The organism is Holosporales bacterium (assembly GCA_031263535.1).
In the GTDB taxonomy this organism is placed as follows: Bacteria; Pseudomonadota; Alphaproteobacteria; order UBA3830; family JAIRWN01; genus JAIRWN01.
Genome location: JAISFO010000030.1, coordinates 37465 through 46136 on the forward strand (window position 1 = coordinate 37465; position 8672 = coordinate 46136).

Annotated in this window: 13 protein-coding genes; 11 read left to right on the forward strand and 2 right to left on the reverse strand. The window is 43.3% G+C overall.

The window, feature by feature from the left end; translation table 11 throughout:
* The first annotated feature begins 6 nt into the window (after nt 1-6).
* From rpsE to LBL30_03735, 11 genes are read left to right on the forward strand one after another with little or no spacing between them, the layout of a single operon-like run.
* Nucleotides 7-534, forward strand: a complete 528-nt coding sequence (gene rpsE, locus LBL30_03685) for a 30S ribosomal protein S5 (GenBank protein ID MDR1032191.1) — start codon at nt 7-9, stop codon at nt 532-534.
* An 8-nt stretch (nt 535-542) separates the two neighbouring features.
* On the forward strand, nt 543-902 hold the full coding sequence (rpmD, locus tag LBL30_03690; GenBank protein MDR1032192.1) for a 50S ribosomal protein L30: 360 nt from the start codon (nt 543-545) through the stop codon (nt 900-902).
* Nucleotides 899-1387: a 50S ribosomal protein L15 gene (gene rplO / locus LBL30_03695; protein ID MDR1032193.1), complete on the forward strand. Its 489-nt coding sequence runs from the start codon at nt 899-901 to the stop codon at nt 1385-1387. The genes rpmD and rplO overlap by 4 nt, the downstream gene beginning before the upstream one ends.
* The gene (gene secY, locus LBL30_03700) at nt 1377-2717 is read left to right on the forward strand and encodes a preprotein translocase subunit SecY (protein MDR1032194.1); all 1341 of its coding nucleotides are present in this window, start codon (nt 1377-1379) and stop codon (nt 2715-2717) included. Before rplO ends, secY begins: the two co-directional genes overlap by 11 nt.
* A complete protein-coding gene (locus LBL30_03705) occupies nt 2714-3397 on the forward strand; it encodes a nucleoside monophosphate kinase (protein ID MDR1032195.1) in 684 nt (227 codons plus the stop codon). Before secY ends, LBL30_03705 begins: the two co-directional genes overlap by 4 nt.
* A 2-nt stretch (nt 3398-3399) precedes the next feature.
* Complete coding sequence (rpsM, locus tag LBL30_03710; GenBank protein MDR1032196.1) at nt 3400-3777, forward strand: 30S ribosomal protein S13; 378 nt, start codon at nt 3400-3402, stop codon at nt 3775-3777.
* A gap of 24 nt (nt 3778-3801) precedes the next feature.
* On the forward strand, nt 3802-4194 hold the full coding sequence (rpsK, locus tag LBL30_03715; GenBank protein ID MDR1032197.1) for a 30S ribosomal protein S11: 393 nt from the start codon (nt 3802-3804) through the stop codon (nt 4192-4194).
* 24 nt (nt 4195-4218) lie between these two features.
* A complete protein-coding gene (locus LBL30_03720) occupies nt 4219-5238 on the forward strand; it encodes a DNA-directed RNA polymerase subunit alpha (protein MDR1032198.1) in 1020 nt (339 codons plus the stop codon).
* An 18-nt stretch (nt 5239-5256) separates the two neighbouring features.
* Nucleotides 5257-5679, forward strand: a complete 423-nt coding sequence (rplQ, locus tag LBL30_03725; protein ID MDR1032199.1) for a 50S ribosomal protein L17 — start codon at nt 5257-5259, stop codon at nt 5677-5679.
* 26 nt (nt 5680-5705) lie between these two features.
* Complete coding sequence (locus tag LBL30_03730; protein MDR1032200.1) at nt 5706-7001, forward strand: TIGR04372 family glycosyltransferase; 1296 nt, start codon at nt 5706-5708, stop codon at nt 6999-7001.
* Nucleotides 6982-7590: an SIS domain-containing protein gene (locus tag LBL30_03735; GenBank protein MDR1032201.1), complete on the forward strand. Its 609-nt coding sequence runs from the start codon at nt 6982-6984 to the stop codon at nt 7588-7590. The genes LBL30_03730 and LBL30_03735 overlap by 20 nt, the downstream gene beginning before the upstream one ends.
* A 102-nt stretch (nt 7591-7692) precedes the next feature.
* On the opposite strand, the gene LBL30_03740 is transcribed toward LBL30_03735, so the two are convergent.
* Both LBL30_03740 and LBL30_03745 read right to left on the reverse strand, forming a co-directional pair.
* A complete protein-coding gene (locus LBL30_03740; GenBank protein MDR1032202.1) occupies nt 7693-8133 on the reverse strand; it encodes a hypothetical protein in 441 nt (146 codons plus the stop codon).
* Between the two features lie 5 nt (nt 8134-8138).
* Nucleotides 8139-8672, reverse strand: a 534-nt coding sequence (locus LBL30_03745) for a hypothetical protein (protein MDR1032203.1), incomplete at its 5' end; no start/stop codon positions are given.

Sequence of the window (8672 nt, forward strand, 5' to 3'; positions counted from 1 at the left end):
TTTTATATGGCACGACAAGTGGCCGCAGAAACAGATTCACAAAGCGAAGCTCTGGTAGAGAAGCTGGTCGCGATCAACCGCGTTGCCAAGGTTGTGAAGGGAGGAAAAAAATTCTCTTTTGCGGCTTTGGTTGTGGTTGGCGACAGCCGCGGGCGTGTAGGATTTGGTACTGGCAAGGCGCGTGAAGTTTCAGACGCCGTAAAAAAGGCCTCGGATCAGGCAAAAAAGGGTATGATTCATGTGCCACTGAGAGAGTCTCGTACTTTGCATCATGACATAAAGTCCGGCTATGGGGCAGGGCTGGTTGTAATGCGCTCAGCGCCAGCAGGTACTGGCATAATCGCTGGCGGTGCTATGCGTGCGATTTTTGAGGCTTTGGGGGTGCAGGATGTGGTTAGCAAATGTGTGGGCACGGCGAATCCGCATAATATGGTACGCGCTACCTTTAAGGCTTTGAAGGGAATCGTTTCCCCGCGTAATATAGCGGCCAAACGGGGTAAAAAGGTTGGGGAATTAACCTCAAGAAGGGCTTAAGGTTTAAGATGGTAGATAAGAAATCTACTGATAGAAAAACAGCGGTCAAGAAACCTGCGGCAAAGGCCAAAGAGGCTAAGGCAAACGCTGCGGCTAAGGCAGATGTTGCTGCACCAATCGCTAAGCCTAAGAAGGCTGTCGCTGCTTCGGTATCATCTGAAGTCAAGTCGGTTGGTAAAGATCAATCTGGTGCTCGTGTAAAGGTTACGCAGGTTAAAAGCTTTATAGGCAGAAAAGAAAATCAAGCTTTATCCTTAAAAGCCTTAGGTTTAGGTAGAATTGGCAGAAGTAGGATTTTATTGGACAGCCCAGAAATCAGGGGGCTTTTGTGCCGAGTGAAACACTTGGTAACGGTAGAGGTTATATGACCGAAGAAAAGTTTTCCCTAAATAAATTGCTTCCGGCCAATAGGTCTGCACGTAAACGCAGAGGTAGAGGTATAGGATCCGGTCTTGGCAAAACCTGTGGTTATGGCCATAAAGGCGGCAAAGCAAGGGCAGGACGCGGAAAGGTACGGTTTTTTGAAGGAGGGCAGACGCCTCTTTACAGAAGGCTGCCAAAGCGCGGATTTACTCCTTTGCTGTCCAAAGACAAGGTTGCGTGTATTAATATTGGCTATATTCAATCGCTGATTGATTCGGGGAAAATTAAGCAGTCTGATGTGATTGATTTATCGTTGCTTCAGAAGTTGAATGTAATAAAAACCAGAAGCGTTTGCTTAAGGGTTTTGGGTAAAGGCGAACTGAGCAGTCCGGCGCAAGTATCCGCGGATCATTTTTCTGCTTCGGCCTTATCGGCGATTGAGCGAGCGGGCGGTAAGATTATTAAGGGGCCTGTTTTAAATGGCATTTGAGAATGATTCTTTCGGGCAGGGGCTGAATTGGGCTTCTTTTGCTCAGGCTACCGATCTTAAAAAGAGGTTGCTGTTTACGATTTTGGCGCTTTTGGTTTACCGCGTTGGAACCTATGTGCCATTGCCTGGGGTAAACCCCGAGATTATATCCGAGATTGGTCGCAGGAACATGGGCGGCATCCTTGGCATGTTCGACATGTTTTCTGGCGGCGCCTTAGGGCGTATGACTGTTTTCGCCTTAAACATTGTGCCTTACATATCCGCCAGCATTATTATACAGCTTTTCACAGTTATCTCCCCAACCCTCGAGGCTATGAAAAAGGAAGGCGAAGTTGGCCGCCGCAAGCTTAATCAATATACGCGTTATTTGACGGTTGGCATCGCCAGCGTTCAGGCCTATGGCCTGTCAATTGGGCTTATGAGCATGTCTTCCGGCGCGCAAACAGTTACCACCATAGGGGCTTTGTTTCCCTTGATAGCGGTTCCAACTTTGGTGGGAGGGACTGTATTTTTAATGTGGCTGGGTGAACAAATTACGTCCAGGGGTATAGGAAACGGCTCTTCCCTTATAATTTTCGCCGGCATCGTTGCAAACCTACCGCGAGCACTGATGAATGCGTTAGAGCTTGGCAAAAGCGGCGCTTTATCGCCAGGGGTTATGGTGTTTTTTGCACTCGTTATTGTTTCTGTTATTGCCCTTGTCGTATTTGTTGAACGAGCTCAGCGCAGGATAACAGTGCACTATCCTCAGCGGCATTTGGCCGTTGGTAAAAGCAATGTAGAATCGTCTCATTTGCCTTTAAAAATAAATACTTCTGGCGTCATTCCGCCGATATTTGCAAGCTCGCTTTTATTACTGCCTGCTACTTTGGTTGGCTTGGGCGCTGGGTCTGGGGCCGAGTGGGCGCAAACTTTGGCCAGATATTTATCTCATGGCCATCCGGTATATATCACAGTTTATGTAGGTCTTTTAGTATTCTTCTCTTTCTTCTATACCGCAGTTGTGTTTAATCCTGACGAGGTAGCCGACAATCTCAGGAAATCTGGTGGGTTTGTCCCAGGAATCAGGCCAGGAGAATTTACCTCAAAGTACTTATATTTTGTCTTGGAGCGTCTAACTGTAATCGGGGCGATATACCTATCGTTCATATGTATATTGCCAGAGCTGCTTATCGCAAAGCTGTCGGTACCATTTTTCTTTGGTGGAACTAATATATTGATTGTTGTCAGCGTGACCATAGATACAATCTCACAAATTTACACTCACCTGCTGGCTCATCAGTACAAAGGTGTGTTGAGGAAGGCTAAATCTCGCGGAGTGATAAAATGAGCGGCAATCTGTATCCAGTTGTTGCTCTGTTTGGGGCTCCGGGTGCTGGCAAAGGTACGCAGTCGGCGTTGTTGGCAGAAAAGCTTAAATTTAAGCACTTTTCAGTTGGCGATTTGCTTAGGGCAGAGGTTACAAAAGGCAGCAGTATCGGCGATCTAGCGTCCTCTTATATGAATCAGGGAAAGTTTGTGCCTGATTATGTGGTTAATGATGTTGTTAAGGCTTATTTTCTTGAAAATAAAGAGGACAGGGTGATTCTTGACGGTTTTCCAAGAACAGTTGGCCAGGCTAAAGAGTTGCGTACTTTACTAAAGCTTTTCCCTCAAATCCGCTTTCTTGCGATTCAAATCGACCTAAGCCCAAGCGAAATTAAAGAGCGCATAAAAAGTCGCTTCATGTGCGCCGGCTGTCAGTCTATTTATAGTAAGGATAATTTTAAGTCGCAGTTCGTTTGCCCAAAATGCAGTTCAAGCGAAGTAACGACTAGAAAAGACGATACCGAAGAGGTTGTACAAACCAGAATTGATGAGTACCAAACAAACGTGTCGGATTTGCTTGACTTTTATAAGTCAGAGGGCATACTGTCCGTGGTTGAGGGCTCTGGTTCTGCAGAGTCGGTTTACAAAAAGATTAGCTCTGTTATTGACGGGGCATTGGGATTTAGTTCGGGGAGAAGCTAACCGTGGCTCGTATATCAGGCGTCGATTTACCAAGCAAAAAACGCGTTGAGATAGCCTTGGCTTACCTCTATGGGATCGGCTTTACCAGGGCTAAGTATATTTGCCAGAAGTTAAGTATTGCCCCTGAGGTGCGGGTTTTTCAGCTTAATGAAGATCAAATTTCTAGGATACGTGGGGTAATTGATTCAGAATTCCATGTTGAAGGAGACCTGAGGCGCGAAGTCTCTATGAACATCAAAAGGCTGTTGGATCTTGGGTGCTACAGAGGATTGCGCCACAGAAAAAAACTGCCGGTACGTGGACAGAGGACGCATACCAATGCTCGTACCAGGAAAGGGCGTGCAATTGCCATTGCGGGCAAGAAGAAAGTTACTAGATAGATTGTTTTATAAGAGAATTTTTATATGGCTTATAAAGCCGGGCAGAGCGCTAGAAAAAAAGATAAAAGAAGCATCGTTGCTGCGGTTGCTCATGTGCATGCCTCTTTTAATAATACGATGATAACGATTACGGATATGCGTGGCGATACGGTCGCGTGGTCGTCGGCCGGCAATGCTGGGTTTAAAGGCGCCCGTAAGTCGACACCTTATGCGGCCCAGTTGGCGGCAGAGAAAGTTGGCAATTTGGCTAAGGAGTTCGGTATAAAAACGCTTGATGTGGAAATTTGTGGTCCTGGGTCTGGGCGAGAGTCGGCCTTGAGGGCTTTGCAGGCGGTAGGGTTTGCGATCAACTCGATAAAAGATGTGACCCCTATACCTCATAATGGTTGTCGTCCACCGAAGCGTAGGCGAGTCTAGCATTCTTTTTGGAGAATATGTTTTATGATTAACAAGCATTGGGAGAGCCTTATTCGTCCCTATAAAATGCAAACCTCAGAGGTAGAGGGGCAAAGCGATAGGGTTGGGTCTGTTGTGGCAGAACCCATGGAAAGAGGCTTTGGGTTAACTTTGGGCAATGCGCTCAGGCGCGTGCTATTGTCGTCTTTATCTGGCGCTGCCGTGACCTCAATCAAAATAGACGGCGTTTTGCACGAATTTTCCACAATTCCAGGGGTCATTGAGGACGTTACAGATATTGTTTTGAACGTAAAGTCTATGGCCATAACTATGGACGGAACGTCAGAGAAAAAAATTAAGTTATCGGTAAAAGGTCCATGTAAGGTAACGGCCGGAATGTTTGAGGCTGGGTATGGCATAAAAATCCTGGACCCAGATCATCATATATGCACCGTTGGCGAAGGTGGGCAGTTTTCTATGGAAGCAACAGTAGCATCGGGCAGGGGGTATGTGCCGGCTAATGAGAACAAGTCAGAAGATATGCCTATTGGCCATATAGCCATCGATGCTTTGTACAGTCCTGTTAAAAGAGTTGTTTACAAGGTGGAAAATGCTCGTGTTGGACAGGTAACTGACTATGATCGGCTGATTATGAAGGTTGAAACTAATGGCTCGATCAAGCCAATTGATGCGGTTGCGGTGGCGGCAAGGATTCTTCAAGATCAGTTGAAGCGGTTTGTTAACTTTAACGATCCTATGATCGATGACCGAGAGGAAAAGTCCGCTGAGGATCGGCTTAATCCGAATTTGCTGCGTTTGATTGACGAATTAGAGCTTTCTGTTCGGTCTATGAATTGCCTTAAAAGCGATAACGTTGTGTATATCGGCGATTTGGTGCATAAGACAGAAGGTGAGATGTTGAAAACACCTAATTTTGGCCGCAAATCGTTAAATGAAATAAAAGATACCCTCTCACAAATGGGTCTGCATCTTGGTATGGAAGTGCCTGGCTGGCCTCCTGAAAATATTGAGGAAGCGGTCAAGAAGTCGAATAGTGGTTATTAGGTTGTAAGAGTATTTGTTATGCGACATGGCATAAGTGGCAGAAAGTTTAATCGCAAAGTTGCTCATAACAGAGCGTTGCTAGTTAATTTGGCTAAATCTTTGATCAAATACGAGCAGATTGCTACTACTTTACCTAAGGCTAAGGAGCTGCGGCCTTTTGTTGAAAAAACTATTACTCTTGGGAAAATGGGCGGCCTACAAAAGCGTCGTCAGGTAATTTCTTTGTTTGGAGCCGATGATTTAGTTACCAAGATTATGGGTCCTTTGTCCGAACGGTATAACAGCAGACCTGGCGGATATACTAGAATACTGCACAATGGCTTTCGCAAGGGGGATCGTACTCCTATGGCGGTAATCGAGCTTATTGATAGAGATGAAAACGCGAAGGCGGCTGTCGTGCAGACTAACAATTCTGATACAGTTGCTACTGAGAAAGAGTAGCTCTGTTTGTTTTTTAGACTGAAGCAATGCGTTTTTTAACCAAAATCAAAAAAGGTTGTGTAATTGCCTGCATGATGCCGCTTATGTGTTTTTTAAGGCTTATCAGACCGTTAATTAGAGTTAGATTTATAGAATTTCCTCAAGAATCTCCATCTATTATTTATAGCTTTTATCGTTATTTTGAGGAGAAGAGTTGGGATTATCTACCTAAAAAAAATGTTTTGCCATTAGATGTAGTTATTGTTTTTGGTAGTGGAGTTAACGCGCTAATTATAATCAACAAATTTGTTGTAAAACTAGAAAAAAGAGTATGTTTTTCTCTGCGATTTTATTGGTTTACATACAGGTTCGCCCATAAATTTATATGTTATCTTACGGATTTCGAGAAAGTATTTGGGGAAGGGTGGATTATTAGGCGAGATATTGCCCTCCCAGATCCGTTTTGCAGTGTAAAATATCCTCCAATATTTCATTTCCGTTCTAAAGAAGTTCGTGAGGGTGAGAAATATTTAGAAAAGTTTTTTCAGTACAAAAATGATATGCCTATTGCTACGTTTTCTAATAGGGATAAAGCTTTTTATACAAAGTATATTAAAGTTCTTGAAGTTACTACTGCTTTAGCCAATAATTGTAGAGATTCTTCAATAAAAGACTTTTATGAAGCTATAATAAAAACATCGGAAAAGTATTTTTGCTTTAGGATGGGTAAACTTGCATTAGAACCCTTGGGAATTGAAAAAGAAAACGTAATAGATTATCCCAATTCAAAATTCAAAAGCGATTTTCTAGATTTTTATATTTTTGCAAGAACTAAGTTTTATATAGGGGATGACTCTGGGATTAATTACATTCCTTATGCGTTTAGAAGAAAAATGGGGATAGTAAATTGTCCAGTTTTTACAGTGTACAGTGTAAACGCATATAAATTTTATTCTCATCTATTGAATAATTCATGTATAATAAAAAAATATTATTCAATTAAGGAAAATAGGCTGCTAAATTTATCTGAAATAGTATCTATTTTTATAAAAAATGACAAATTTGATATATATAGTGGTTTAGCATTTGAAGATTATGGCCGAGATTATATTTACGAAACGCTTGGGGTTAAAGTTATCGGCAACACCCCCCAGGAAATACTGGACTTAACGTTAGAGGTTGAAAAGAGAGCCAGTGACGAATGGGAGGAGGACTATGACCACTTTAAACGGGAAGATGAGTTTTGGAAAATTATGGGTGCTCCGTATAAAAGCAAAGATAGATTCCTCTTCCCAAGAATCGGCTACCAGTATTTGAAAGAAAATGAGTGGTTGCTGCAGTAAAAATCCTCCTATCTCTAAGATTTTTTTGCAAGGACTTATTCAGGTAATTGATCAGGTTGATGTATCTGCTATAGAGGCCCTAGTCGATGAATTACTGAGCCTGCGAGAATGTAGCGGGAGGCTGTTTGTTCTTGGGGTTGGTGGAAGCGCAGCCAGTGCATCGCATGCCGTATGTGACTTTAGGAAATTGTGTGGTATCGAGGCCTATGCTGCCACGGATAATATTGCTGAGCTTAGTGCAAGGACAAACGATGAAGGTTGGGATAGTGTTTTCTGCGAATGGCTTAAAGTCAGCAAATTATCCACTAAAGACGCTTTATTAATATTTTCAGTGGGCGGAGGATCGCTAGAAAAGAATGTAAGTGTTAATTTAGTCCGGGCAATTGATTTAGCCAAAGAAACAGGGGCCAAAGTATTTGGGATAGTCGGTCGAGACGGCGGCTATACCAAAATTAAGGGAGATTGCGTAGTGTTAACTCCTAATACAGACTCCGGCATGGTAACACCCTATACAGAGGCATTTCATGGCATTATATGGCACTGCCTCGTAAGTCATCCAAAGCTGCAGTTAAATAAAACTAAATGGTAAATGAGCCTTCGTGTTCTATTCGCACCGCGACCGAATCAATTAAAATTGAGAGTTAATTAAAACCCAACTTTTCTATTTAAGAGCATTTTTTATTACCTCCCTCTATTTCGAGAACATCATTTCAGTGCATGGGATGGTGATGTTGACGGGGTGTTTTCCTTTGCAGGTGATGGAGATGTCTGTAAGCCTAGGTAGACGAAGATTTATCATGTTGCCTGGTATTGCCAGAAACTGCAACTTCACTGAATTACCCAAATCCAAGTCTGAAAACTTAGAGTCTCCTACATCTAACGTGATCAGTCCTGTCAACTCTGAACAACCTCGTATTTCCGACAGTTCCATACAACCAGAGGCATTAAGCGCAGCAAGATCTGCGCATCCTTCAAACTCTAGCATACTCAACATAGCTAACCCACTAATGTTTATGCCGTTTACACCATTTAGGTCGCTTAACTTCAGATACCTCAATCCCACACATCCTCTAAGGTCAAGAAGGTATTTATGCCCGCCACTGATGGTCAAACTAGTTATACCTCCAGCCATAGCGGCTAGCTTGCCATCCGAACCAGTTGTCCAACGCTTAACCTAACTTCCACTGCTTGAAATAGAGATAAAAGATTAAGCTTTGACAGTTCATCCCCAGATTTCAAACCATAATTGCCTGGAGATAAATCTAATGTAAGCAACTGGGTGTCTGAAACGAACATAGTCTCCGGCCTCTCGTTTATAAGTAAAGGTACAGCCGTCAACTCTGATCTAGTCCAATTTTGGACATCTGTCGCGCACTCGACTTTAGTGACCAAGGGAAGACCAAATATTTCCTGATGAGAGAACGTTCTAGGTTTATTGTAGAGGTCTACAACTGCTTGAAAGATTGATTTCAAATCAGGCGGACAACCTAGCTTCCCTACAGCCTCCTGCACTGATTCATCATTATTAAAATCTACAATCGCTTGACTGTAGGCATCCGTTGCGCATTCGACCTTAGCGATCGAAGGAAGATCGAGTATCTCCTGATGAGAAAACGTTCTAGGTTTGTTGCAGCGATCTACGACTGCTTGGCAGATTGATTTCACATCAGG